At 73.0% G+C, this 24,833-nt stretch carries 23 protein-coding genes; 17 read left to right on the top strand and 6 right to left on the bottom strand.

The annotated features are described in order from the left end of the window. Window positions 1-13 precede the first annotated feature (13 nt). On the top strand, window positions 14-1,057 hold the full coding sequence (locus Dfulv_RS26155) for an NAD(P)/FAD-dependent oxidoreductase (protein WP_259855969.1): 1,044 nt from the start codon (window positions 14-16) through the stop codon (window positions 1,055-1,057). Between the two features lie 65 nt (window positions 1,058-1,122). On the opposite strand, the gene Dfulv_RS26150 is transcribed toward Dfulv_RS26155, so the two are convergent. After that, window positions 1,123-2,022 carry a septum formation family protein gene (locus Dfulv_RS26150; protein WP_259855967.1) on the bottom strand — a complete coding sequence of 300 codons (900 nt, stop codon included), beginning with the start codon at window positions 2,020-2,022 and terminating at the stop codon, window positions 1,123-1,125. A gap of 108 nt (window positions 2,023-2,130) precedes the next feature. On the opposite strand from Dfulv_RS26150, the gene Dfulv_RS26145 reads away from it, so the two are divergent. Both Dfulv_RS26145 and Dfulv_RS26140 read left to right on the top strand, forming a co-directional pair. Continuing rightward, on the top strand, window positions 2,131-3,300 hold the full coding sequence (locus Dfulv_RS26145; protein WP_259855965.1) for a DNA alkylation repair protein: 1,170 nt from the start codon (window positions 2,131-2,133) through the stop codon (window positions 3,298-3,300). Window positions 3,301-3,497: 197 nt separating this feature from the next. Continuing rightward, window positions 3,498-5,252, top strand: coding sequence for an ABC-F family ATP-binding cassette domain-containing protein (locus tag Dfulv_RS26140; protein WP_259855964.1), 1,755 nt, complete (start codon window positions 3,498-3,500; stop codon window positions 5,250-5,252). Window positions 5,253-5,330: 78 nt separating this feature from the next. On the opposite strand, the gene Dfulv_RS26135 is transcribed toward Dfulv_RS26140, so the two are convergent. Both Dfulv_RS26135 and Dfulv_RS26130 read right to left on the bottom strand, forming a co-directional pair. Further along, window positions 5,331-6,674 (bottom strand): DUF2252 domain-containing protein, encoded by a 1,344-nt coding sequence (locus Dfulv_RS26135; RefSeq protein ID WP_259855962.1) that lies wholly within the window; start codon window positions 6,672-6,674, stop codon window positions 5,331-5,333. Window positions 6,675-6,795: 121 nt separating this feature from the next. Beyond that, on the bottom strand, window positions 6,796-7,512 hold the full coding sequence (locus tag Dfulv_RS26130; RefSeq protein ID WP_259855961.1) for a tyrosine-protein phosphatase: 717 nt from the start codon (window positions 7,510-7,512) through the stop codon (window positions 6,796-6,798). Window positions 7,513-7,577: 65 nt separating this feature from the next. Between Dfulv_RS26130 and Dfulv_RS26125 the strand changes: the two genes are divergently transcribed. From Dfulv_RS26125 to Dfulv_RS26115, 3 genes are all read left to right on the top strand, one after another. Beyond that, window positions 7,578-8,708 (top strand): FUSC family protein, encoded by a 1,131-nt coding sequence (locus Dfulv_RS26125; RefSeq protein WP_259855959.1) that lies wholly within the window; start codon window positions 7,578-7,580, stop codon window positions 8,706-8,708. 171 nt (window positions 8,709-8,879) lie between these two features. Then, a complete protein-coding gene (locus Dfulv_RS26120; RefSeq protein ID WP_259855956.1) occupies window positions 8,880-10,184 on the top strand; it encodes a condensation domain-containing protein in 1,305 nt (434 codons plus the stop codon). An 86-nt stretch (window positions 10,185-10,270) separates the two neighbouring features. After that, window positions 10,271-10,960, top strand: coding sequence for a DUF3159 domain-containing protein (locus Dfulv_RS26115; RefSeq protein WP_259855955.1), 690 nt, complete (start codon window positions 10,271-10,273; stop codon window positions 10,958-10,960). On the opposite strand, the gene Dfulv_RS26110 is transcribed toward Dfulv_RS26115, so the two are convergent. Continuing rightward, entirely contained in the window at window positions 10,947-11,291 is a 345-nt protein-coding gene (locus tag Dfulv_RS26110) for an STAS domain-containing protein (protein WP_259855954.1), read from the bottom strand. The genes Dfulv_RS26115 and Dfulv_RS26110 overlap by 14 nt on opposite strands. Window positions 11,292-11,419: 128 nt before the next feature. Between Dfulv_RS26110 and Dfulv_RS26105 the strand changes: the two genes are divergently transcribed. The 3 genes from Dfulv_RS26105 (at window position 11,420) to Dfulv_RS26095 (ending at window position 13,634) form a co-directional block, all read left to right on the top strand. After that, a complete protein-coding gene (locus Dfulv_RS26105) occupies window positions 11,420-12,100 on the top strand; it encodes an RNA polymerase sigma factor (protein WP_259855953.1) in 681 nt (226 codons plus the stop codon). Continuing rightward, a complete protein-coding gene (locus Dfulv_RS26100) occupies window positions 12,097-12,912 on the top strand; it encodes a hypothetical protein (RefSeq protein WP_259855952.1) in 816 nt (271 codons plus the stop codon). Before Dfulv_RS26105 ends, Dfulv_RS26100 begins: the two co-directional genes overlap by 4 nt. 68 nt (window positions 12,913-12,980) lie before the next feature. Then, entirely contained in the window at window positions 12,981-13,634 is a 654-nt protein-coding gene (locus tag Dfulv_RS26095) for a hypothetical protein (RefSeq protein WP_259855951.1), read from the top strand. A 157-nt stretch (window positions 13,635-13,791) separates the two neighbouring features. Here the strand turns inward: Dfulv_RS26095 and Dfulv_RS26090 are convergent, their stop codons facing one another. Then, complete coding sequence (locus tag Dfulv_RS26090) at window positions 13,792-14,361, bottom strand: type II toxin-antitoxin system PemK/MazF family toxin (protein WP_406567833.1); 570 nt, start codon at window positions 14,359-14,361, stop codon at window positions 13,792-13,794. Between the two features lie 60 nt (window positions 14,362-14,421). Between Dfulv_RS26090 and sthA the strand changes: the two genes are divergently transcribed. The 7 genes from sthA (at window position 14,422) to Dfulv_RS26055 (ending at window position 23,491) form a co-directional block, all read left to right on the top strand. Then, the gene (sthA, locus tag Dfulv_RS26085; protein ID WP_259855949.1) at window positions 14,422-15,825 is read left to right on the top strand and encodes a Si-specific NAD(P)(+) transhydrogenase; all 1,404 of its coding nucleotides are present in this window, start codon (window positions 14,422-14,424) and stop codon (window positions 15,823-15,825) included. Continuing rightward, window positions 15,822-16,265 (top strand): HIT family protein, encoded by a 444-nt coding sequence (locus Dfulv_RS26080; protein WP_259855947.1) that lies wholly within the window; start codon window positions 15,822-15,824, stop codon window positions 16,263-16,265. The genes sthA and Dfulv_RS26080 overlap by 4 nt, the downstream gene beginning before the upstream one ends. Beyond that, on the top strand, window positions 16,262-16,753 hold the full coding sequence (locus Dfulv_RS26075) for a GNAT family N-acetyltransferase (RefSeq protein WP_259855945.1): 492 nt from the start codon (window positions 16,262-16,264) through the stop codon (window positions 16,751-16,753). Before Dfulv_RS26080 ends, Dfulv_RS26075 begins: the two co-directional genes overlap by 4 nt. 15 nt (window positions 16,754-16,768) lie before the next feature. Next, window positions 16,769-16,906, top strand: a complete 138-nt coding sequence (locus Dfulv_RS26070; protein WP_259855943.1) for a hypothetical protein — start codon at window positions 16,769-16,771, stop codon at window positions 16,904-16,906. 595 nt (window positions 16,907-17,501) lie between these two features. Then, entirely contained in the window at window positions 17,502-18,722 is a 1,221-nt protein-coding gene (locus Dfulv_RS26065) for an MFS transporter (RefSeq protein ID WP_259855941.1), read from the top strand. 474 nt (window positions 18,723-19,196) lie between these two features. After that, the gene (locus tag Dfulv_RS26060; RefSeq protein WP_259855939.1) at window positions 19,197-22,220 is read left to right on the top strand and encodes a putative bifunctional diguanylate cyclase/phosphodiesterase; all 3,024 of its coding nucleotides are present in this window, start codon (window positions 19,197-19,199) and stop codon (window positions 22,218-22,220) included. A gap of 20 nt (window positions 22,221-22,240) precedes the next feature. After that, on the top strand, window positions 22,241-23,491 hold the full coding sequence (locus tag Dfulv_RS26055) for an aminotransferase class I/II-fold pyridoxal phosphate-dependent enzyme (protein WP_259855937.1): 1,251 nt from the start codon (window positions 22,241-22,243) through the stop codon (window positions 23,489-23,491). 15 nt (window positions 23,492-23,506) lie between these two features. Here the strand turns inward: Dfulv_RS26055 and Dfulv_RS26050 are convergent, their stop codons facing one another. Continuing rightward, window positions 23,507-24,289: a universal stress protein gene (locus Dfulv_RS26050; RefSeq protein ID WP_259855936.1), complete on the bottom strand. Its 783-nt coding sequence runs from the start codon at window positions 24,287-24,289 to the stop codon at window positions 23,507-23,509. Between the two features lie 153 nt (window positions 24,290-24,442). On the opposite strand from Dfulv_RS26050, the gene Dfulv_RS26045 reads away from it, so the two are divergent. Beyond that, window positions 24,443-24,808: an ArsR/SmtB family transcription factor gene (locus tag Dfulv_RS26045; protein ID WP_259855935.1), complete on the top strand. Its 366-nt coding sequence runs from the start codon at window positions 24,443-24,445 to the stop codon at window positions 24,806-24,808. Window positions 24,809-24,833: the final 25 nt, after the last annotated feature.

The following is a 24,833-nucleotide window of genomic DNA, read 5'->3' as shown; positions in this document are numbered from 1 at the left end:
GGTTGTCCCCACCGTGGACGTGGTCGTGATCGGCGCCGGGCAGGCCGGGCTGTCGGCCGCCTACGCGCTGCGCCGCCGGGGCCTGCCGTTTGTGGTGCTCGACGCCGAGACGGCGCCCGGCGGGGCGTGGCAGCACCGGTCGCCGTCGCTCGGCGTCGGTGAGCTGCACGGCATCTTCGACCTGCCCGGCATGCACTTCGAGCCGCCGGCGACCGGCCCCGCGTCGAGCGCCGTCGCCGACTACTTCGCGCGGTACGAGCGGGAGTCCGGCCTGCCGGTCGTGCGCCCGGTCCGGGTCCGCGCCGTGCGCCGCGCCGCCGGCGGGCTCCTGGTCGAGGCCGACGAGGGGCGCTGGGCGGCCCGTGCGGTGGTCAACGCGACCGGCACCTGGCGCCGCCCCTACTGGCCGTCCTATCCCGGCGCCGCCGGCTTCCGGGGCCGGCAGCTGCACTACGCGGACTACCGCGGCCCGGCGGAGTTCGCCGGGCAGCGGGTGCTCGTGGTCGGCGGCGGGCATTCGGCCGTGCACGTGCTGTCCGAGCTGCCCGGCACCGCCGCGGCGGTCCGCTGGGTCACCCGCCGCGAGCCGGTCTTCCACGAGGGCGAGTTCACCGAGGACCACGGCCGCGCGGTCGTCGCGAAGGTGGCGGAGCGTGTCGCCGCCGGCCTGCCGCCGCGCAGCGTGGTGAGCGTGACCGGGCTCGGCTACACCGCGGTCGTACGGGCCGCCGTCGACAAGGGCGTCCTGCACCGCCTGCCGATGTTCGACCGGATCGTCGCCGGCGGGGTGCTGTGGGGCGACCGGTTCGAGCCGTTCGACGCGATCGTCTGGGCCACCGGCTTCCGGGCGGCACTCGGCCACCTGGCGCCGCTGCACCTGCGCGAGCCCGGCGGCGGGATCCGGATGGCCGGCACCCGTGCGGTCCGCGAGCCCCGCCTGCACCTGGTCGGCTACGGTCCGTCGGCGAGCACGGTCGGCGCCAACCGGGCCGGCCGCGCCGCGGCACGCGAGATCGCCCAACTGCTGGAGACCGAGGGTTTGCGCAGCTCGGCGTGAAGGCTCGCGCCCCGGCCCGCCCGGGTCAGGACGGAGCCGCGACCCCGCTGGCGCCCGCGCCGCGCTCAGATGCTGATGTTGCCCGCGCCCTTGAGGGAACGGCTGATCTTCTTCTTGTCGAGCATCGCGTAGCAGCGGGCCGTACGGTTGCCGGCCTTCCACTCCTGCTGGCCGGCGGTCATCCAGTATCCGAAGTAGAGGCTGCGCTGCTTGCCGAAGTGGCTCGGGGTCATCCCCGTGTAGTTGAGCAGCGCCTGCTCGCACCTGTCGGCGAAGGCCGACTCGTAGGACTTGTCGTCGGCCGGGTAGGTCTGGGCCTTCGACTCCACGGCCCCGACGAACTCGACGTCGTGCGGTGCGGTGCAGGCCGTCGGCGTGATGTCGTCCCAGGTGTCGGCGTTCACGCCCACCTGCGTGCCGCAGCCGAGGAGCAGCTCACCGCCGGCCTTCAGGCTGTCCTTCAACGTGGTCTTGCGCGGCTCGAGGTAGCCGGCCTCGGTGCGCAGCGCGCCGACGTCGCAGCGGAAGAAGCGGGCGCCGCCGGCCCACTGGGCCTTCGTCGGCGGGACGATCAGCAGGTGGGTGCGGCCGGCCTGCCACGCGGCGCCGAGGTACGACTTCGCGGCGTCGTCGCACTCGGTGTAGGCGGCCGTCATCTCCTCCAGCGCGGGTGGTGTGCTGCCGTCGGCGAGGTTGCCGGTGAAGTGTCCGACGTGGACGGTCTCGAAGGCGTGCTGGAAGTCGCACGGCATCTGCACGACCCGGCTCGGGCTGGCGAGCACCGCGTCGAGCTGCGCAAGGTCGGTCGTCCAGCAGTCGCCGCCGACCGGCTCGGGCACCTTGGCCTCGCCGAGCATGACCCAGTCGTCGACCAGGTCCCGGTCGGCCCCGTCGGGCGCGGCGCACGCGCCCGTGACCAGGACGGCGGCCAGCGCGGCCGTCACCAACGCGAACCGTTTCACCACGCGTGCCTCCCCGCGAAACGTGCGAGGGCAGCATGCCAACGCCGGATCGGCCGGGCAATCAACCGAACAGTCGACCTTGATCGCTGCGGGCGGAAATTGTCGTACCCCGTGGATACAGTGCCTCAGAACTGGAAGCGGGAGGACCTCATGCCCTTCGCCGACGAACTGCTCGGCGACCGCGTCGCCGCGGAGTTGGTCGCCGCCGTCGCCGCCGTGGTGGACGACCCGGCGTTGCCGGCCCTGCGGGTGGCGGCCGCGGACCTCGCCGGGCGGCCCCTGCGGGAGCGCAGCGACCTGCTCCGCGACGCGTTGCTGCACGACCTTCCCACCGGGTATGCCGCGTTCGCCGCCACGGTCCGGGCCGCGCTGCACGGCGGGCTGCCGTTCGGCGGCTGGCTGATCTGGCCGGTCAGCACCGCGGTCGCGGCGCGGGCCGTCGAGGACGGGGGAACAGCCGCGTTCGACGACGCCATGGCCCTGCTCGCCGAGCTCACCCCGCGGCTGACGTCCGAGTTCGCCGTCCGGGTGCTGCTGGACCGGGACCTGGACCGGGCACTCGCGATCGTCGGCACGTGGACCGCGTCGCCCGACGAGCACGTGCGCCGGCTCGCGTCCGAGGGCACCCGGCCGTTCCTGCCCTGGGCCAGACGTGTGCCGGGCATCCTGGCCGACCCGCGCGCGACGATTCCGGTGCTCGACGCGCTGTACGGTGACGAGAGTGAATACGTGCGCCGCTCGGTCGCCAACCACCTCAACGACCTGAGCCGTCACCATCCCGAGCTGGTCGTGGAGACCGCGACCCGCTGGCTCGCCGCACCCGGCCCGGACACCGCGCGGCTGGTGCGCCACGCCCTGCGCACGCTGGTGAAGCAGGGCGACACCGGTGCGCTGGCGCTGCTCGGGTTCGGCACGGCGACCGCGCTCGAGGTCAGCGCCCTGGTCCTGGCGGCGTCGGACATCCCGTTCGGCGGGACGGTGCGTTTCTCCGCGACGATCACCAACACCGCGGCGGTGCCGGCACGGATCGCCGTCGACTACGTCGTGCACCATCGCAAGGCCGACGGCAGCCTGCGCGGCAAGACGTTCAAGCTGACCACGGCCACGCTCGCCCCCGGCGAGTCCCGCGTCGTGTCCCGGGACCATTCGTTCCGCGAGGTCACGACGCGCCGCTACCACCCGGGCGGCCACGCCATCGAGCTGCAGCTCAACGGCGTCCGCACCGGCCGCACCGAGTTCACCCTCCTGCCGGGCAGCGACCCTCGGACGAGACGGTCCTGAGCCCGTTGCATTTGGCTGCCCCACATGATCGAGGTAGCCTCGTGACCATGTACACAGGCATCGCGTCGATGAGGCTCCGCATCCGCCGCTGACGGCGGCGCACCGAGCGATCCTCATCTCCTGCCCCGCCGTCCCGGTATCCTGCCGGGCGGCTTTTTGTGGCTGCCCGGCTCCATCCCGAGCTGCGGAGCACTCCTGTGTCCATCACTCCCACGAGTTCATCGAACCTGCCCCGGACCGACCTTCAGGTCCGCCGCGATCCGGCCGGCACGGCCGGATCGGCGTCGGTGGACAGCCCGATCCCCGCAGGTGAACACGCGCACCTGCGCGCCGAGGACGTCAGCGTCGTGCTGGGCGCCCGGCAGGTCCTCGACCGCGTGTCGGTCACTGTCTCCTCGCGGTCCCGGCTGGCGATCGTCGGGGAGAACGGCCGCGGCAAGACGACCCTGCTGCACGTCCTGGCCGGTCTTGTGGCCCCCGACAGCGGCTCGGTGCACCGGGCGGGCACCGTCGGGCTGGCCGAGCAGGCCCTGCCTGCCGGCGCGGGCCTGACGGTGGGTGCGCTCACCACCGAGGCCCTACGCGCGGCGCACACGGCCCTGACCGCCCTGGACGAGGCATCCAGCGACCTCGCCGAGGGGGTGGACGGCGCCGAGGATCGCTATGCCGCTGCGCTGGACGCGGTCACCCGCCTGGACGCCTGGGACGCCGAGCGCCGCGTCGACGTCGCCCTGGAAGCGCTGAGCGCCTGCACCGATCGCGCGCGTGAGCTGAGCACCCTGTCGGTCGGGCAGCGCCACAGGGTGCGTCTGGCCTGCCTGCTGGGCGCTCAGTACGACCTGCTGTTGCTGGACGAGCCCACCAACCACCTGGACGCCGACGGCTTGGCGTTCCTCGCCGAGCGCCTGCGCGCCCACCGAGGCGGCCTCGCCCTGGTCAGCCATGACCGCGCCCTGCTGCGCGCCGTCGCCGGAGAGTTCCTGGACCTGGACCCCGGCGAGAACGGCACGGCGCGCCTGTACGCCGGCGGCTACGACGGCTGGCAGGAAGGGCGCCGGCGCGAGCGTGAACGGTGGGAACAGGATTTTGCGGCCCAGCAGGCCGAGCACCGCCGGCTCACGACGGCCGTGGATCAGGCTCGCGACCGGCTGAGCACCGGCTGGCGTCCCGCGAAGGGCACCGGCAAGCACCAGCGCCAGTCCCGAGCTCCCGGCGTGGTCCAGGCACTCAACCGTGAGCGGGAAGCGCTGGAGGCGCACCGGATCACCGTGCCCGAGCCGCCGCTGGCGCTGCGCTGGCCCGAGCTGGCCACCCGCAAGGGCGCCGCGCTGGTGCGCGTCCACGACGTGCGGGTCGCCGGGCGCCTGGTGCATCCGGTCACGGTGAGCCTCGACGGCGGGGACCGTCTGCTGATCACCGGCGGGAACGGTGCGGGCAAGTCCACCCTGCTGTCCGTCCTGGCCGGTCGGCTGCGGCCCACCAGCGGGACGGCCCACCACCTGCCGGCCGCCCGTATCGCCCTGGTGGCCCAGGAACTGCCCGACTGGCCGGCCGGCGCCACCGCACGGCAGGTGTACGAGCAGCACGCCGGCCGCCTGATCGCCGACGGCCGGGTCCGCGAGGGCGACCTCGTGCCGCTGAACTCGACAGGACTGCTGGACCGGGAGGCATCCCGCACCCCTGTGCGGCGCATGTCCCAAGGGCAGCAGCGCCGCCTGGACCTCGCGGTGCAGTTGGCCGCCCGGCCCGATCTGCTCATCCTCGACGAGCCGACGAACCACCTGTCGGCCGCGCTGGTCGACGAGCTGACCGCGGCGCTGCTGACCACGCCCGCCACCGTCGTCGTCGCCACGCACGATCGCCAGCTGCTCAGCGACCTGGCCGGTTGGCCTCGCCTGCACCTGACACGAGCAGCGGAGGAGGTCAACCGCGGCGGGCAAGCGGTCGACTGACGTTTCGGTGGGGACGCAGGCGCTGCGGTTGCACGCATCGTCGCGTCCCCGCCGCCGGCAGCCGGGCCGGGGCCGGCGTCAGACGCCGGTCTCGGCGGGGAGCCGGCCCGACCGGACGGCCGCCACCAGCGCGGCGTGGTCGGCCTCCGTCCGGTCGGCGTAGGCCGTGGCGAAGGCGGCGAACGCGTCGTCGAACTCATCCTCACCGACACCGCAGTAACCCTCGAGCACCCGCGGGTCGATCGACTGGGCGTGGGCCCGCGCCAGGACGACGCCGACCACCCGGGCGTAGTCGTCCAGCTGGCCGGCGCGCAGCGTCGTCGGGTCGATCGAGCCCTTCATGTCCCGGAACTGCCGCACGAGGTACGGCCGGCCGTCGATCGTCGTCCAGCCGAGCAGGATGTCGCTCACCGTCTGCATCCACCGTTGCCCGCGGACCAGGCGCTCGCCGGGGTGCAGGTCCGGCACCGCCGGGAGATACGGCGCCAGCGCCGACGGGCGGGCCTGCTTGACCTGGAGGACCAGCGCCTCGTCGCCGTTGCCGTGCAGCAGCACGACGTAACTGCGGTAGCCGACGCTGCCCAACCCTACGATCCGGTGCGCCACGTCGACCACCGCGTAGCGGCCGAACAGGGCGCGGATCTCCTCGTCGAGCGTCTGCGCGTACGACTCCAGGCTCTCGATCACCGGGAACGCCGCGGCGGAGTCGAGCGGGACCAGGATCGGCGGGTCGGGCGTGAACCGCCACGCGTCGTGGTCGAGGCGCTGGGTGAACTTCTCGGCGACGCGGCGGCTGGTGTTCTTCCTCGCCTTCTTGCGCACCCGGTCGAAGGTGTCGACGAGGTCGGCGATGCCGAAGTGCTCCAGCGTCGAGTGGTCGGTCGTCAGGTAGTACGCGTCGAGCAGCGACATCCCGGCGAGCTCGGCGACGGCGGTCCGGTACGCCGTGGCGCAGTCCCGGGCGGCGGTGCGGCACTCGTCGTCGGGCAGGCCGGCCTCCCGGCCGGCGCTGACGAGGCTCGCCGTGAGGCGCTTGAGGTCCCAGTCCCACGGGCCGACGGCGGTCTCGTCGAAGTCGTTGACGTCCATGACGAGCCGCCGCTCGGGGGAGGCGTAGAGGCCGAAGTTGGCGGCGTGGGCGTCGCCGCAGATGTGCCCGTGCAGGCCGGTGTCCGGGCCGTGCGCGAGGTCGGCCGCCATGACCGCCGCCGAGCCGCGCAGGAACGCGAACGGCGACGAGATCATCCGGCCGAGGCGGATCGGCACGAGCTCGGCGACCCGCTCGGCGTTGGTCGCGGCGATGATGTCCACGGCGTCACGGTCGCTGCCGCCGAACGTCGTGAGCTGCTTGACGGGCGTGGCGGCGCGCCGCCGCTCCCCGTCGGCACGCAACGACTCGGACGACGCCCACCCCGTGATCATGCCCTCACGGTAGCGGGGTTCCTCCACAAAGCCGGCGCTTCTGGGCAGCTAGCCGTGTCACACGCGGCAGCGTGCCGAGGTGCGGCGGCGGCCGGGCGCGTGCCGATCAGGCAGACCCTGGTCACCGGTCCTCCAGCAGGTGCCGCCGCAGCCGCGCGGCGATGGTGGGGTCTCCGAGGTAGTCGTCGACGGAGCCGTACCTGGCCCGCAGGTCGGTGAGGAACAGCAGCATCGTCTCGGCCGGCGACAGCAGCCAGCGGGCCGGCATGCGCGTGATCTCCGGCGCGGTGCGCCGCCAGTACTCCATCGACCGCTCGGTCGCGGCGCTCGTCAGCGCGTAGTCCTCGGCGATGAGCTCGTCGGCGACGCCGAGCGCCGCGAGCGTGACCGCCGACACCACGCCCGTGCGGTCCTTGCCCGCGACGCAGTGCACGACGACCGGCGCGTTGTCGGCGTCGGCGATCATGCCGACCGCGGCGACGATCGCGTCACGGCCGTCGCCGGCGAGGTCGAGGTACCGGTCGGCGAGCCAGCGCGCGTCGTTGAGGTCCGCGCCGCCGGGCGCCTCCTCCCACTCCGCGTGGACCGGGCTGATGTGGTGGTACCGCAGCCCCGTGAACTCCGGGATCCGTCCGTCCCGCTCGATCTCCCGCGGCCGCCGCAGGTCGATCACCGTGCGCACGCCGAGCGCGGTGAACGAGACGGCGTCGGCCGGGTCGAGGCGGCTGAGCGAGTCGGAGCGGAACAGCCGCCGCCAGCGGACCGTCCGCCCCTCGTGCCCGGCGTACCCGCCCAGGTCGCGGAAGTTGAACAGGTTGGGGTGGTCATAGTTGCGCACGCCGTGACCCTAGTCGCAGCCAGGAGCCCGGCACAGGACGGTCGCAGGCGGTAGGTTGGGAACACGTGGAACACAAACGCCGGGCGGTGGTCACCGAGCCGCTCGGCGCGCTGCTGGCCAGCGTGCCGAAGAGCCGGCCGAGCTGGCTGACGATCGTCAAGACGACCATCGCCGCAACCCTCGCCTGGGTGCTCGCCCGGCAGTTGGGTGAGAACGCCGCCGTGCTGTTCGCCCCGGTCGTGGCGGTGCTCACGCTCCAGGCCAGCGTCTACGGGTCGATCGCCACCGGGCTGCAGCTGCTCTTCGCCAACCTCGTCGGCACCGCCCTCGCCATCGGCTGGGTGCAACTGCTCGGCCTGACCTGGTGGTCGCTCGCCCTCGCCGCCTTCGCCGCGCTGGCGGTGGCCCGCCAGATCACCAACACCCCGCTGGCGCGCAACCAGCTCACCATCGCCACGCTGGCGGTGATCGTGCTGGCCCCGTTCGCCAAGGGGTACGGCCAGTGGCGGTTCATCGACGTCGCCATCGGCAGCGCCGTCGGGCTCCTCGTCGCCGTCGTCGTGCCGGAACGGCCCCGCATCGCGCAGGTCCGCGCGGCCCTCGACGCCTGGGGGAGCGCCACCGCCGACGTGCTGCGGCACATCGCCGACGAGCTCGGCGCCCGCCAGGACCGGCCGGCCCTCTCCCCGGACCAGCGGCACGACTGGATCACCGAGTCGCGCGGGCTCGCCGAGCACACCTCCGACGCGGCCGCGGCGCTGGCCGGCGCCGAGGAGACCGCGCTGCTGCACATCGCCGCCGGCCGCCACCGCCGGCCGGTGCAGCAGGCCCGCGAGGAGCAGCTCTGGCTGGTCCGGGTCACGCTCCAGGTCCGGGCGGTCTCGCTGGCCGTCGACCGGCTCTACGACCGGCCCGGCCCGCCACCCGCCCTCGACCGCCAGGCGCTCCGGGCACTCCTGCGTGCCCTGGCCGACCTCATGGCGGCCCGCCTCGACGGCGGCCGGGTCGACGACACGTCGCTGCGGTCCGCGCTGACCTCCTCGGTGGACCGGGTCTACCGGGTGTTCCCGACGGCCCTCGCGGCGCTCGACTCGGTGAGCCTGCTCGGCCGCCTCGACCAGCTGCGGCAGGACATCACCGGCGAGGAGGCCACGGCGCTCATCGACCCCGACACCCTGCCCCGCAGGGACGGCTAGAGTTCGCCGCCGAGCACCTCGCCCCAGGCGGTGCCGGCCACGAACGGGAACCGGCCGGGCCGGTCTCCACCTGTGCGGCGACGTGCGGCTCGCAGCATACTCAGGTCGCACGACATATGCCGGATCGCGCCGTCGTTCCCAAGCGGACCTGTGTGCGTGAGACTACGTTGCGTGGACACCGAGTTCGCGTTCACCGGGCTGCGGTCCGGCGCCGGTCCGGCCACCTGGGGGCAGAGCGCGATCTGGGACGTCGTGCGGCACCTGGGCACCGACTCCGCGCGGTACAACGTCTCGGGCGGCTGCCCGCTGCCCGAACCCCTGCCGGTGGCCCGGGTCGCGGAGATCGTCCGGGTGCTGCTCGCGCGCCACGACTCGCTGCACACGCGACTGGAGTTCGACGGCTCGGCGCTGCGGCAGGCGGTCGTCGGGTCCGGTGCCGTGCCCGCCGTGGTCCGGTCCTCGCCGGAGGTCCTGCCGGCGGCCTACGACCTCTACCACGAACTGCAGGCCGAGCCGTTCGATCCGCTGTCGGAGCTGCCGCTGCGGGTGGGCCTGGTGACGTCCGGCGGCCTCGTCCGGTACGCCGTCTTCTCCCTGTCCCACACCGCCTCCGACGGCTGGGGCCTGCGCAACCTGCTGGCGGACTTCTCGGCGCTCCTGGCCGGCCGGCCGCTGGGCGAGGTGCCGCTCCAGCCGCTCGAGGAGGCCGGGTTCCAGACCTCGGAGCGCGGGCGGCGCCGCGACGCCGCCGCCCGGCGGTCATGGCTGGCGAAGCTCGACCGGGGTCCGCGGCGCCAGTTCCCGGTCCGTGCCCCGGCGGCGCCGACGTTCCCGAACGCGGTGCTGAACTCCCCGGCCCTGGCACTCGCGATGGACCGCGTCGCGGCCGGCCTGGCGGTGAACCCGGCCGCGGTCCTGCTGGCGGCGGCCGCCGCGGCGGCGTGCCGCCTGACCGGCGTCCGGGACGCCGTCTTCCAGGTGGTGGTGAACAACCGTTTCCTGCCGGGCCTCGCGGGCGGGGTGAACGCGGTCGCCCAGGAGGGCCTGTTCCACCTGGCCGGCACCCACGAGCCGTTTCCCGGCCTGGTCCGCCGCACCTTCGGCGCCGCCCTTTCCGCCCAGCGGCACGCGTACTATGACAAACTCGCCCTGGACCGGGACATCGCGTCGATCCGCGCCTGCGATCACTCGTGTTTCGTCAACGACACCCGCGGCCTGATGCCGATCCTGGGGTACACCAAACCCGCTCCGGCACCCTTGTCGGAGGCGCGGTCCCGCACGACGCTGACCTGGCCGGTCGAGCACGAGCCGCGCAGGAACACCACGTTCGCGCTCGACGCGCAGGACGCCGAGGGGTCGCTGGAACTGGCGATGACGGCCGACAGCGCCCTGATCCCGCGGCAGGACATGGCGCGGTTCCTGTACGGCATCGAGGAACTCGTCGTGGACCAGGCACTCGCCCTCGGCGCCGACTGAGCCGGCCCGGCCCGGCGGGGGCGACACATAGGGCAGAGCCTTACCTATGCTTGGTCGCGGGCCGGGTGGGAGCTGAGGGGACGGGCATGGCGCGCAACGCGGAGGAGTCGCTCGCTGACCTGTTGGGCGGGTGGCGGTCGGCGGTCGAGACGGCCGTGCCGGTCGTGGCGTTCGCCGGTGGCTGGCTGGCCGGCGACCGGTCCATCGCGCTCGGCGCCGGGCTCGCCGTCCTCGGCGGGGCGGGTGTCGCCGCGTGGCGGCTCAAACAGGGCAAACGGCCGGTCGGGACCGTCGTCAGCCTGCTCGTCGTGTGCCTCGGCGCCATCGTCGCGCTGCGCACCGGGCGGGCCGAGGACTTCTTCCTGGTGCGGGTCCTGACCAACGCGGCCAGCGCGCTCGCCTGGGCCGGCAGCATCCTCCTGCGGTGGCCGTTCCTCGGCCTGGTCGTCGGCACCCTCCTGGGCCAGAAGGGGCGGTGGCGGCGCGACCCCGCCCTCCTGCGGGCGTACCAGCTTGCCAGCTGGGTCTGGGTGTTCCAGTACCTCGTCCGCCTCGCCGTCTTCGTCCCGCTCTGGTGGGCGGGGCAGGTGCTGTGGCTGGCCACCGCACAGGCGGTGCTCACCTGGCCGCTCGTGGCCGCGTGCGTGGCGGTCAGCTGGTGGGTGCTGCGCCGCTCCCTGCCCGACGGCCACCCCGGCATCCGCCACCCGTCGCCCGCCCCGTCCGCCGGCCGTCCGGCCCCCGAACCGGTCGAGGGGCCCGTCAGCGGCTCTTGAGCGCGGCCAGCGCCTCCTCGACCGTGTTCGTCAGCGTGAGCACCCGGTCGAGGGCGGTCAGGTCGAAGATGCGCCGGATGCGCGCATGCGGGCAGACCACCGCGAACCCGCCCGTCTCGTGCATGCGCTTGTGCACCGACACCAGGACCCGCAATGCTGTGGAGTCGATGAACTCCACCGCCGACAGGTCCAGCACCAGCCGCGTGGCCCCCTCGTCCAAGGACTGGTGGAGCCGGGTGTGCAAAGGTGGTGAGGTGACGACGTCCAGCGCACCGGTCGGGGTGACCACGATGCAGCCGTCGACCGCCTCGGTTGCGATGGCTTCGGTCATGACCGCTCCTGCGGCGCTGGTCGGTGCGTCAACGGTGGTCCCCCTCGGTCGTGCACCCGGCGTGCTCCTCGAACGAGGGGCGCGGCGGCATCGCGCCACGTTACAGCCCGCCACCCGCGAACGGGCGGATGCCGGTGCGTGACGCCGAACTCGCCGCCCCGCTGCGGGCGGCTCTCGACGGCGACGAGGCCGGCTTCGCCGCGCTGTGGCGCTCGCTGCAGCCGGCCGTCCTACGGTACCTGCACGCCGTCTGCGGTGAAGCGGCGGAGGACGTCGCGTCGGAGACCTGGCTGCAGGTGGCCCGCGACCTGCCGAAGTTCACCGGCGACGCGACCGCCTTCCGGGTGTGGCTGTTCCGCATCGCCCGCCACCGCGGCATCGACGACGGGCGGCGGGTCTGGCGCCGCCGCGAGGAGAGCCGCGACAGCATCGAGGCGTCCGACGCGCGGGCCGTGCCGGACGTCAGCGGTGAGGTGCTCGAACACGCCGGCACCGAGTGGGCCTTGCGCCTGATCGGTGAGCTTCCGCGGGATCAGGCGGAGGCGGTACTGCTCCGTGTGGTCGCCGGCCTCGACGTCGCCGGGACGGCGGCCGTCCTGGGCAAGCGCCCCGGCGCCGTCCGCGTGGCCGCGATGCGGGGACTGCGCCGGCTCGCGGCGCACCCGCAGGTCCAGTCCCGCCGGGCCGAGATCGTCGCGTCGGCCGCCCGTTCCGCCGACGCCCCTGCTGTCGGCGCTTCCGCCGGCGGCTCCGATGTCCCGCGGCGGCGCGGCGCCGCTGCGCGGCCGGCCGAAGGGCACGCGACGTGATCCGCTGGTTCCGCGGTCGGCGCCGGCAGCCCCGCATCACCGCGGACGAGGCGGAGCGACTCCTCGACACGACGTCGGCCGACCCCGGGCTCGAACATCTCGCCGGGCTGCTGCGGTCCGCCGCCGGGCCGGCCCGCCCGCACGAACTGGCCGGCGAGGACGCCGTGCTGGCGGCGTTCCGGCAGCGCCACCAGGCCACCGGCGCCGTCCCCGCCGTGCCGCGCCGCGGACGGCGGGTGGGTGCGCTGGCCGGCTCGGTCACGGCAGCGCTGCTCATCGCCGGGACGGGGGCTGCGGCCGGGAGCGGGCGGCTGCCGGAACCACTGCAACGCGCCGCCCACGACTGGTTCTCCGGGGTCGGCGTGCCGGACGCGAATCCGCCGGCGCCGCCGCCGAGCCAGGCGTCCAGCCGAACGGGCGTCCCGTCGGTGGCGCCCACCTCGGCCGGCCGGCCCGCGTCGTCCACGACGGCGTCGCCCGCCCGGGTCGACGAGCTCTGCCGCGCCTGGCAGCAGGGCAAGGGCAAGAAGCTCACCGACGCGCAGCGGCGCGAGCTGGCGGCCCTGGCGCAGGGCGAGGAGCAAATCGAGGCGTTCTGCAAGGGCAAGTCGCAGGGCCCGCCCGGGCAGTCCAATGGCAAGTCGAACGGCCAGTCCAATGGCCAGTCGAACGGGCAGTCCAATGGCCAGTCGGGCGGCCAGTCGGGCGGCCAGTCGAACGGGCAGTCGGGCGGTCCGGCCGGCTCGGCGCCTGCGCCGACGGTCGAGAAGGACAACAAGAAGCCCGACAAGTCCCCGAAGTCGCACAAGTGAGTGCGTGACCCCTTCGCCGTGCGCGCCGTTGAGCCTTTCGACCACGACAGCGCGACGGGATGGAAACCATGGACGGGACCGCCACCGATCAGTTCAGCATGACCGCCGCCGAACTGTCGTTCCTACTGGCCAGCGGGGACCGGCCGGGGGAGGCGCCCCGGCTGCTCGGCCTGACCGACGCCGACCGCGCCGACGCCGTGCTCAGCGCCGGGATAGGCTCGCTGCTGCTGCGGCACCTCGCGGCTCCGGTCGAGGGCAACCGGATCGACCTCGCCCCGGCGGTGGCCGCCGTCGCCGCCGCCCTGCACCGGCCGCGGGCGTTCGTCCAGGTCGGCCTGACCGCCGACGACCATGCCGACGGTGCGCTGCTGATCGACGCGGACCGGTTCCGCTTCCTGGTCGGTGGCCGTGCCTACCGCTGCTACGACATCACGCCGATCGCCGCCGACACCGACGTGCGCGATCCGCTGCTGGCCGTCGCGGACCGGTTCCTGCACCGCCACCGGCCCGCGGTCGCCACGTTCAACGCCACCAGCGCGTTCGACTTCGCCCGGGGCGTCCAGCCCGCCCGCACGGCCCTGTCGGCGGCGGCGGACGGGACGTGGACCGTCGTGGGCGTGGACGGCACAGCGTCGGCCGCCGCCGACTTCGACGCCGCTGCCGCCCTGGTGCGCGACGAGCTGGCGACGATGCTGCTGCCCTCGGCGCAGGCCCAGCAATAGTCCACCGCGAGCGAGCGGCCCGCCGGTCCGGTCGCTACGGCCGCAACTGTTCAAGGTCGGCTTCTCCGACTCCACGGCGTCACGACCGGGCCGGACCGCTTGTTCGCGACCTCGTCGCCGTCGGCGTGGCCCGGCCGTGGCTCTGGTCAGCGGGTGGTCACGACCAGCCATACCCCTTTCGCAGTTGCGCGGCGACCAGGTCGAACCGCTTGCGGTCGAGGACGGCGCCCTCGCGGCGGATGCCGTCGGCGTCGACCGTCAGCACCCGGTCCAGGCGGACCCAGCTCGGCCGCTGGTCGCGGTCCCAGCTGCCGGGACCGAGCGCGAACCAGTGCCGCTGGCCGTCGCGGTCGCTCTGGCTGGACAGCATCAGGCCGAACACGTCGTTGCCCGTGCGGCCCACGACGAGCACCGGACGGTCCTTGCCCTGGGAGGGATCGTCCTCGTACGGCACCCAGGTCCACACGATCTCGCCCGGGTCCGCGTCGCCGTCGAGCTGCGGGGAGTACACCAGCAGCTTGTCGGTCGCCCTCCGGTCCGGCGGCGCCGTGCTGTGCCGCGCCACCGGCCGGCCCGGCGGCGGGCCCGGCACCGGCCGGCCCGGCTGCGACGCTCTCGGGACCGTGCGGCCCGACGGCGGCGGACCGGGCACCGGCTGTGTGCGCTGGGCGGGGGCGGTGCCGCGTATGCCCAGTCGTGTGGCCACGGCCTGAAGAAGTCGTTTCACGCCGACGACCATAGCCGTGACGATCTGGACGCGCTCCGGCGCGGCAGGAAGACTGTCCGCATGTACGACTTCGATGTCCTCGTGCTCGGGTCCGGTCCGGGTGGGCAGAAGGCGGCGATCGCGGCGGCGAAGCTCGGCCGGCGCGTCGCCGTCATTGAACGCCGGCACATGATCGGCGGCGTCTGCATCAACACGGGCACCATTCCGAGCAAGACGCTCCGCGAGGCGGTCCTCTACCTGACCGGCCTCAACCAGCGTGAGATGTACGGGCAGAGCTACCGCGTGAAGGAGGACATCACGGTCGGCGACCTCGGCGCCCGCACCCAGCACGTCATCGGCCGGGAGATCGAGGTCATCCGCAGCCAGCTCGCCCGCAACCGGGTGCGGCTGCTGCAGGGCACCGGCAAGTTCGTCGACCCGCACACCGTGGCGGTCGAGGACGACCAGAGCCGCGAGCAGCACGTCAGCGCCGAGAAGATCATCATCGCCGCGGGCACCCGCCCGGCCCGGCCGGACAGCGTCGACTTCGACGACGTCACCATCATCGACTCCGACGGCATCCTCAACCTCGACAAGGTGCCGACGTCCATGGTCGTCGTGGGCGCCGGGGTGATCGGCATCGAATACGCCTCGATGTTCGCCGCGCTCGGCACCAAGGTCACCGTCGTGGAGCGGCGCGACCGCATGCTCGACTTCTGCGACCTGGAGATCGTGGAGGCGTTGAAATACCACCTCCGGGACCTCTCCGTCTCGTTCCGCTTCCGCGAGTCGGTCGCGGCGGTCGAGCGACACGGCCGCACCGCCGTCGCCGTGCTGGCCAGCGGCAAGCGGATCGCGGCCGACACCGTCATGTATTCCGCGGGCCGGCAGGGCGCCGCCGACCTGCTCGGCCTCGAGAAGGCCGGCCTGACCGCCGACACCCGCGGGCGGATCGCGGTCGACGAGCACTTCTGCACCGAGGTCCCGCACATCTACGCGGTCGGCGACATCATCGGCTTTCCGGCGCTGGCCTCGACGTCGATGGAGCAGGGACGGCTCGCCGCGCACCACGCCTGCGACGAGCCCGTGCGCGGCATGCACCAGCTCCAGCCGATCGGCATCTACACGATCCCGGAGATCAGCTTCGTCGGGCGGACCGAGGACGACCTGACCGACAACAACATCCCCTTCGAGGTCGGCATCTCCCGCTACCGTGAGCTGGCGCGCGGCCAGATCATCGGCGACTCCTACGGTATGTTGAAGATCATCGTGTCGCCGGAGGACGGCAGGATCCTGGGTGTGCACGTCTTCGGCACCGGTGCCACCGAGCTTGTCCACATCGGACAGACGGTGATGGGCTGCGGCGGCACCGTCGACTATCTCGTCGACGCCGTCTTCAACTACCCGACGCTCGCCGAGTCCTACAAGGTCGCGGCGCTGGACGCGATGAACAAGATGCGCTCCGTGTCGCGGCTGTCGGTATGACCGACTGCCGCACCTGCTCACTGACCGCATCACTCGCCTCGCAGCCGCTGCGCGAGCGGATCGCGGTCGACGCGCACTGGCGGGTGGCGCACGTCACGACGACGTCGTTGCCGGGCTGGCTCGTGCTGCTGCCACTGCGGCACGTCACCGCGGTCGCCGACCTGACGCCCGGGGAGGCGGCGGCGCTGGGCACGTGGCAGGTGCGCGTGTCGCGGGCGTTGCACGAGGTCACGGGCTGCGTGAAGACCTACGTGGTGCAGTTCGCCGAGGCGCCGGGCTTTGGTCATGTCCATTTCCACATCGTGCCGAGGGGGTCTGACATTTCCGGGGAGGAGATCGGCCCGCGCATCTTCTCGCGACTGGGCGTAGCCGAGTCGTCACGTGTTTCGACAGCGGTGATGGATTCGATCGCCGAGGAGTTGGCTACGGTACTGGCGTGAGCCTGCAGATCCGCCCCCTCGTCGCCGACGACGCGGCGTCAGTACTGTCGATTTATCAGGCCGGCCTGGACTCGGGGCATGCCAGCTTCGAGGTCACCGCGCCGTCGTGGGAGGCCTTCGACGCGTCCCGTCTGCCCGCGCACCGTTTCGTCGCGGTCGTGGACGGGGCCGTCGCCGGGTGGGTCGCGGTCTCGCAGGTCTCGCCGCGGCCGGTCTACCGCGGCGTGGTCGAGCACTCCATCTACGTCGACCCGGCGGTCCGCGGCCGCGGCGTCGCGCTCGCGCTCATGAACATGCTCATCGACTCGACCGAGGAGGCCGGGATCTGGACCGTCCAGTCGGGCATCTTCCCGGAGAACTCGGCCAGCCTGGCCCTGCACGCCCGGGTCGGCTTCCGCACCATCGGGATCCGCGAACGTGTCGGCCGCCATCACGGAACATGGCGTGACGTGATGCTGCTGGAGCGGCGCAGCCCCAAAATTGTCTGACCGGAGGGCCCGGCCGTGCCCGGCACGCTGACCGTGCCGGGCATGTCGGTGGGCGTGCGGGGCGACATCGCGTACTGCGTGTGGGTCGACGGCGCGGGCCAGGACGTCACGTCCCCGATCGCCGACGCGTTCCTGGCCGCCCTGCCCGGGTAGCCCCTGCCTGGATAGCCCCTGCCTGGGCAACCGTGCGACGGCCGTCCGCCGGCGGTCGCGGGCCGGACCGGCACGGCCGGCCTCCGGGGGCCGCGTCGCCGGGCACTGCGGGGGTGTGGCGCGAGCCGCGCCATGAGGCGTGGCCGGGATCTCCGTGCGGGTCGTGGCCACTGTGGCTGAGGCCTGCGTGCGGGTCGTGGCCGCTGGCCGGTCTCTGTGTTAGGCCGCGGTTGGTGTGGTCGGGGTCTGCGTGCGGGTCGTTCAGTCTTCGTTGCGGTGTCCGTGCGGGGTGTGGTCAGTGTGGGCGGGGTTTGCGTGCGGGCGTGGGTGGTGTGGCTGGGTGGCGTTTGCTGGTGCGGGGCGCTGGACGTGGCGAACGGTGGCCGGTCGGGACGGGACACCGGGGTCGGGTTGGTTCCGCGGGACTCGGACGCGGGTCAGGTGGTAGGAAAACTTGGCCTATCACCCCAGTTTTCCTACCACGGGGCGCGGCGGGGAAATCGGTGCGACTCGGGGTGGGGGCGGTGTTAGCGTGCGGCGTATGAAGTTTGGTTGACGTCGTTCGGCCGACACAGTCTCGCGCGACGCTCGGCGGTTGAGCCGGACGGCGGTCGGGTGGGCGCTGCTTGCCGACGCGTTGCCGCTCTATCCGCTGTACGCGTTGTTCTTCGTCGACGCCGGGCTCACCGAAGGGCAGGTGTCGCTGCTCTTCGCCCTGTGGTCGGGGGTCGGGATCGTCGCCGAGGTGCCCACCGGGGCGCTCGCGGATCGGTGGTCGCGGCGGAACGCGCTCGTGGTGTCGGCCCTGGTGCAGGGCGCCGGGTTCGCCGTGTGGCTCGGGCTGCCCGGGTTCTGGGGGTTCGCGGCCGGGTTCGTGCTGTGGGGCGTCGGCGGAGCGCTGGCCAGCGGGGCGCTCGAGGCGCTGCTGTACGACGGGCTGGCCGCCGCCGGGGCCGAGCGAGAGTACGTCCAGGTGTCGGGGCGGGTCAACGCCGCCGGGCTCGTCGCCCAGGTGCCCGCCGCAGCGGCCGCTGCCGTGCTGTTTCCCGTTGGAGGGTTCGCGCTCGTCGGCTGGGTCAGCGTCGGGATCTGTCTCGTCGCCGTGCTCCTCGCGCTGCGGCTCCCCGAAACAGCCGAGAGGCCCGGAACACAAGAGCCGAAGACAAGGCTGGGAACAGGACTGGACGCAGAACCGGGGATACAGCCGGACATCGTTGAGGGGGCTGGTGGGCGTGGGTACCTGGCCACCCTGCGGGACGGGGTCCGGGAAGCGGCCGGGGTGCCTGCGGTCCGGACCGCGGTTCTGGCGCTGGCGGCACTCGCCGGGCTGGATGCTGTCGAGGAGTACTTCCCGCTGATCGCCGCGGCGTGGGACGTGCCGACCGGGCTCAACCCTGTCGTCGGGCTCGTCGTCACCGTCGGGGGAGCGGCCGGGGCCTGGGCCGCGGGGCGCGCCGGGCGGCTCGGTGGGCCGGGGCAGGGCCTGCTCATGGTCGTGGCCGCCGGTGCGCTCGCCGTGGCGGGATGGTGGCAGGTGCCGAGCGGGATGCTCCTCGTCGCCGGGTTCTACGGGCTGTACCGGCTGGTGCTGGTCCTCGTCGACGCGCGGCTCCAGCGTGTCATCGAGAGCCGCGCCCGGGCCACCGTCACGTCCGTCGCCGCGCTCGCGACCCAGCTGTCGGCGCTGGCGCTGTTCGCGGCCTGGGCGGCCGGTGGACTGACGCTCGTCGCCGCGCTGACCGGCGTGCTCGCCCTGGTGCCGCTGGCGGCGCGGAAGGACGCGGCGGGGGAAGGGGCGCCGCCGCCCGGCGGGTGACGGCGCGTGGCGGCGCGAAGGGACGCTGCGCACGCCCGCGGCGACGAGCCGGTTGGGCCCGGTCGCCGATGCGGTCGCGGATGAGCGCGGCCCGTGAGGCACCGCCGGCGAGCCAGACGGTGGCGACCGCCATCTTGCGAAAACACGCACGGTGATTCCTTCCAGGACGACGCAGGGTGCCGGGAAGCCGAGGCAAGACCTGCGTGCCGGCCGCGGAAATCAATCGTGGTGACTGCGCTGACCTGCGGAGACGTCGATGAACGACCTGAAACTTTCGGCGACACATGAATGAATGGACGGTACTTGTCGCCGAGCGTGTCACTGCCGGTTGCGCCCTGTAGAGATCGGTCGGATCCAGCAGTACCATCAATGTCGCAAACGTCGCGAAAGGCGGTGAACCGCCTGGGCGAGCGGGCCCGGAACGATCCTGCCAGGTACTCCTCATTCGGCAACGAACTGGGTAGCGTCTGCCTCGTGCTGAAGGGGTACGTCGGGGCGATGGCCGTCCTTGTGACGGCCAACTTCGCGCTGCCCGGACTGCATCTGGTGCTGTGGTCGGCCATCGGGATCGCGAGTGTCACCGCGATCCTGCTCGGCGTGCACAAGCACCGGCCGCGCCGCCGGGCGCCGTGGTTCCTGCTCGCGGCCGCCGTCGGCTCGTTCATCGCCGGTGACGTCACCGCCGATGTGCTGACGCGGCTGCTGCACCGGCAGGGCTTCCCGTCGATCGCGGACTTCTTCTACCTGACGGTCTACGTGCTGATCGCCGCCGCCCTGGTCTGGCTCTACCGGCTGGGGGTGGTGCGCCGCGACCCGGCGAGCCTGTTCGACGCGCTGACGCTGACCGCGGGACTCGGCCTCCTCTCGTACATCTTCCTGATCCGGCCCTACGTCGACAACCCGGACCTGTCCGCGCTGGACCGGACCATCTCCATCGCCTACCCGCTCGCCGACATCGTCGTGCTCGCCGTCGGCGCCCGGCTCATCGCCTCGGTCCGGCTCACGCCGGCGGTCGCGCTGCTGGCCGCGGGCGGTGTCGGGCTGCTGACCTCCGACGTCGGGTACGGGCTGGCGCAGCTCAACGGCGACTGGTCCACCGGCGGCCCCGTCGACACCGGGTGGGCCGCGTTCTACGTGCTGTGGGGCGTCGCCGCGCTGCACCCGTCGATGCGGGAGCTGACCGAGCCGAAGGTCGTGCGGGCCGACGACGAGCGGGTCGGCCGCATGCTGCTGCTCGGGCTGTCGCTGTTCGTCGCGCCGACCGTGCTGTTCCTCGAGATGCGCACCGGCGCCGTCCGCGACGCCGCCGTCATCGCGATCGTGTCCGCCCTGCTGTCCGGGCTGGTCCTGCTGCGCCTGGGCCGGGCGGTCAGCGCCCAGCGGCGCACCCTGCGACGCGAGCGGCGGCTGCGCAGCGCCGGCGCGGCGCTGCTGATGGCGACCGACGAGGCCGCCGTCGCGGGGACGGTACGGGACGCGGTCGCCGATCTGCTGCCGCCCGGCCGTGCCCACCGCGTCGTCATCGCCCCGGTCGGCGACGGCCAGGTGTCGATGCCCTACACCCGCACGCTGGAGCCGGCGCTCGCCGCCGAGCTCGGCGGCTTCGAGGTCACGCTGTGCTGCCCCCTGGCGCTCGCCGACGGGCGGGCGGCCGAGCGGGCGCTGTTCGTCGCCGCCGACGAGGTGCTGCTCGTCGGCCTCCAGGAGGCCGCGCAGATCCTCGCCACCCAGGCCGCCATGGCGCTGGAACGCATCGCGCTCGGTGACGAGATCGGGCGGCGCAACAGCGAGGCGTACTTCCGCACGCTCGTGCTCAACACCGCCGACGTCATCCTCATCGTGGGCGCCGACGACCGGGTGCGGTTCGCGAGCCCCTCCGCCCACGCGCTCTTCGGCACCGCCGACCTGGTCGGCACGCCGCTGCCCATGGTGTTCGCCGACGAGAGCGTGGGCGTCGTCGACCGCAGGCTGCGCGAGGTGCGGACCCGCGGCGCCGACCGGCCGGGCGACGACCTCACCGTCATCGGCCCCGACGGGACGCCCGCGCTCGTCGAGGCGGCCTTCCGCGACCTCGGCGACGAGCCGACCGTCAGCGGCGTGGTGGTCACCCTGCGGGACGTGACCGAGCGGAGCCGCCTGCAGGCCCAGCTCTACCAGCGGGCGACCTTCGACGCGCTCACCGGCCTGCCGAACCGGGAGGTCTTCCTGACCCGCGTGCAGGAGGCGGTCAGGTCCGGCGCGGAGACCGGCGCGACGGTCGGCGTTCTCATCGTCGAGCTCGACGACTTCAAGGTCGTCAACGACACGTGGGGCCACAGCGCGGGCGACGCGCTGCTCGTCGCGGTCGGGCAGCGGCTCACCGAGGCGCTGCGGTCGGTCGACGGCTCCTACGGTGCGGCCGGCACCGTCGCGCGGCTCGGCGGCGACGAGTTCGCGGCGCTGGTCCGGCGGGCCGGCAGCCCGGCCGACGTGGAACGGGTCGCCGAGCGGCTGCTCGCGAGCTTCAAGGCGTCGTTCGAGCTCGACCACGGTACCGTCACCACCACCGCGAGCATCGGCGCGGCCACCACCGCCGAGGCCGCCGACGCCCAGGAGCTGCTGCGCCACGCCGACCTCGCCGTCTACGTGGCCAAGGAGGCCGGCCGGGACCGCTGGCGGCGGTACGAGTCGTCGCTGCACAGCGCCGTCGTCGAGCGCCACCGGCTGCGCGCCGACCTGGACCGGGCCATCGCCGACGAGGCGTTCCTGCTGCACTTCCAGCCGATCGTGACGCTGACCGACAGGCGCACCCACGGCTTCGAGGCGCTCGTGCGCTGGGACCACCCCACCCGCGGCATGGTCCCGCCGGACGACTTCATCTCGGTCGCGGAGGAGAGCGGCCTCATCGTGCCGCTCGGCGCCTGGGTGCTCACCAACGCGGTGCGGGCCGCCGCGCAGTGGCGGATCGCGTATCCGGAGTATGAGACATATGTCTCCGTGAACGTCTCGGCGCGGCAGTTCCGCACGCCCGAATTCGCACAATGGGTGCTCGACGAGATCGACCGGATGGGCCTGCCGCCCGGCTGCCTGCAGCTGGAGATGACCGAGAGCCTGCTGCTGCACGACGACGGCGAGGTCGCCGCCGCCCTCGCCGCGCTGCGCCGGGCCGGCGTGCGGATCGCCATCGACGACTTCGGCACCGGCTTCTCGTCGCTGTCCTACCTGCGCAGACTCCCCGTCGACGTGCTCAAGCTGGACAAGAGCTTCATCGACACCATTGCGTCGTCGACGGAGCAGCACGCCGTCGTCGACACGATCGTCCAGCTCGCGCGGATCCTCAACCTCGAGGTCGTGGCCGAAGGCATCGAGACAGAAGTGGAGCGTGATCTACTCGTGACGATGGGTAGCAAGCATGGGCAGGGTTACTTGTTCTCACGCCCGTTGAGCTACCGTGACGCAAGTCAATGGTTGTTGGAGGATGCGTCAGGGCTTCAACGGGGAGGCCGCACCGCGGCCTGAAAACACCCCGGAGGACGTTTGTGCTAGTCGAGCAGCTCGCCACCGCCGTCGACGAGGACCCCCGTTACAGCGGCATCGCCCATCTCCGCGCCCACAGCCGGTTCTACGACGCGGTGATCGACGAGATCGACGGCCGGCGCATCCGCGTCGGTGACCACTGGCTCACCGACTGGGCGTCGTGCAACTATCTCGGCTTCGACCTCGAGCCCGACATCATCGGGGTGGTCGAGGACCAGCTGCGCCGCTGGGGCACCCACCCCAGCTGGTCGCGGATGCTCGGCAACCCGCGGCTCTACCCGGAGATCGAGGAACGGCTGGCCGCGCTGCTCGGCGCGCCCGACACCCTGGTCCTGCCGACGATCACGCAGATCCACCTGTCGGTCATCCCGGCCCTCGCGCAGCAGGGCACGCTGCTGGTCGACAGCCGCGCCCACAAGACGATCTGGGACGGGTGCGTCTTCGCCCGCGCGCAGGGCGCGGAGCTCAAGCGTTTCCGCACCCTCGACGAGCTCGCCGCCCTCCTGCCGGCGGCGCGCGGCCCCGTGCTGGTCTGCACGGACGGGGTCAACAGCATGACCGGCAACATCCCCGACCTGCCGCGATACCTCGACCTCTGCCGGCAGCACGGCGCGGTCCTGTATGTCGACGACGCGCACGGCTTCGGTGTCATCGGCGAGCGCGGTGAGGACGAGACCAGCCCGTACGGCTGCTACGGCAACAGCATCGTGCGCTACCACGGCGAGGACTACGACAACGTGGTGCTCGTCGGCGGCTTCTCGAAGGCCTACTCGTCGCTGCTCGCCTTCCTGGCGGTGCCCACGGTCCTCAAGAACCGGCTGAAGGCGTCCGCGGCGCCGTACCTCTACTCCGGCCCGTCCCCGACGGCGTCGCTGGCGACGGTGCTCGCCGGTTTCGACGTCAACGCCGAGCGCGGCGACAAGCTGCGCGCCGACCTCCACCGCATGTCGATGCGCGTGCTCAACCACGTCCGCGGCCTCGGCATCTTCACCCCCAACACCGACGACACCCCGATCATCGAGCTGCCGATCGCCCTCGACCGCGACCTGGTCGAGGTGTCGGAGCTGCTCTGGGCACGCGGCCTCTTCGTCACCCTGGCCCCGTATCCGGGAGTGCCCCGCGACCAGGTCGGCTTCCGCGTGCAGGTGACGGCGGCGAACACCGACGAGCAGATCGACGACCTCAACGCGGTGATCACCGAGCTCGCGGCCGCGGACGTGTTCCAGCCCGCGCGGGAGGGCAGCGCTTCGTAGCGCCTGATACGGCGGTCAGACGCTGCGGGTGACGAGCACCGGCGACGCGGCGTGGTGGACGATCAGCTGGGTCACCGGGTTCGGGCGCGGGTGCTCGTACCATCCGACGCGGTGTGCGCCGATGACCAGGAGCAGCGCCGTGCGGGCGGCCTCGGTCAGGGCGTCGAGCACCGGAGCGTCCCGGCTGGTGAACCGCGTCTCCACCTCCGGGTGGCGGCGCAGCCACGGCTCCATCTCCGCGGCCACGGCCTCGTGCGGCCGGGTCCGCCCGGCGTGCAGGGCGACGAGTGGCACGTGGCGTGCCGCCGCCTCGCCGTAGCCGAACGCGAGCGCCCGCTGGCTCGACGGTGAACCGTCGACGCCGACGACCACCGGTGCGTGCTGCGGGAGGGAGCTCATCGGGTCGGCCCACCGCCAGCCGTTGTTCACCACCAGGACCGGGCAGTGGGCGAACCCCGACAGGTGGGCTCCTACCGAAGCGTCGAGCAGGCCGCCCTCGTGCACCCGCCCGCCGATGACGACGAGCGACGCAGTTCGCGACTGGTCCTGCAGCACGCTGGCGGGCGAGCCGCCGATGGTCATGGTCTCGATCTCGATGCCGGGCTGCCAGTTGCGGACCTCCGCCGCGGCGTCGAGCACGACGCCCTGCCCGTCTGCCGGCCCTTCCCAGCTCATCGCATGCACGACCCGCAACGTGCATCCGTGTCTGGCGGCCTCGTCGGCGGCCCAGCGCACCGCCCCGAGACTCGCGGTCGACCCGTCCACGCCGACCACGATCGGATTCCGTGCCAGTTGCATGGCGCACCCCCTCCACGCCTCCCCGCCTTCCACCATCCCTCGCGGTGCGGGCGTTGGAAAGGGCGGCCTCTCCTGTCAGGGACTTTTACGCACGTCGGAATGGGTGTCAGAATAATCTGACACCGTCGGTCCGAGCATTGGGGCCGTACCGCGATGAGCCATACCCCCACCTCCGGCGCTGAGCTGTTACGGGTGCTGGCTGCCCTGGCCAGCCCCCACCGGTTGCGGATCGTCGCCGCGCTGACCCACGGCCGCGCCTACGTCAGCGAGCTGGCGCGGCGGCTGGAGATGAACCGGCCGCTGCTCTACATGCATCTGCGGCGACTGGAGGCGGCCGGGTTGGTCAGCGGCGCGCTGGAGACGGCGCGTGACGGGAGCTCGGTCAAGTACTTCGAGGTGGTGCCCTTCGCCGTGGCACTGACGCCGGAGGCGATCGCCGCCGCGGTGCGGACCCTCGGCGGCGACGGGCCGGTGGAGCCGAGCGAGACGACAGGTGAGGACACGGATGGCCGCGCTTGACATCGCGCAGACCAGCACGATCGAC

This window comes from Dactylosporangium fulvum (assembly GCF_025137375.1).
GTDB classification, from domain to species: domain Bacteria; phylum Actinomycetota; class Actinomycetes; order Mycobacteriales; family Micromonosporaceae; genus Dactylosporangium; species Dactylosporangium fulvum.
This window is presented reverse-complemented; position numbering and strand designations above follow the sequence as displayed.

What these genes read in the sequence shown, in the direction of transcription:
- Dfulv_RS26115 (WP_259855955.1), top strand. Translation starts at nt 10,271, where the DNA reads ATGGCGCGCAACGCGGAGGAGTCGCTCGCTGACCTGTTGGGCGGGTGG.
- Dfulv_RS26045 (WP_259855935.1), top strand. Translation starts at nt 24,443, where the DNA reads ATGAGCCATACCCCCACCTCCGGCGCTGAGCTGTTACGGGTGCTGGCT.
- sthA (WP_259855949.1), top strand. Translation starts at nt 14,422, where the DNA reads ATGTACGACTTCGATGTCCTCGTGCTCGGGTCCGGTCCGGGTGGGCAG.
- Dfulv_RS26080 (WP_259855947.1), top strand. Translation starts at nt 15,822, where the DNA reads ATGACCGACTGCCGCACCTGCTCACTGACCGCATCACTCGCCTCGCAG.
- Dfulv_RS26050 (WP_259855936.1), bottom strand. Translation starts at nt 24,289, where the DNA reads ATGCAACTGGCACGGAATCCGATCGTGGTCGGCGTGGACGGGTCGACC.
- Dfulv_RS26105 (WP_259855953.1), top strand. Translation starts at nt 11,420, where the DNA reads ATGCCGGTGCGTGACGCCGAACTCGCCGCCCCGCTGCGGGCGGCTCTC.
- Dfulv_RS26095 (WP_259855951.1), top strand. Translation starts at nt 12,981, where the DNA reads ATGGACGGGACCGCCACCGATCAGTTCAGCATGACCGCCGCCGAACTG.
- Dfulv_RS26110 (WP_259855954.1), bottom strand. Translation starts at nt 11,291, where the DNA reads ATGACCGAAGCCATCGCAACCGAGGCGGTCGACGGCTGCATCGTGGTC.
- Dfulv_RS26135 (WP_259855962.1), bottom strand. Translation starts at nt 6,674, where the DNA reads ATGATCACGGGGTGGGCGTCGTCCGAGTCGTTGCGTGCCGACGGGGAG.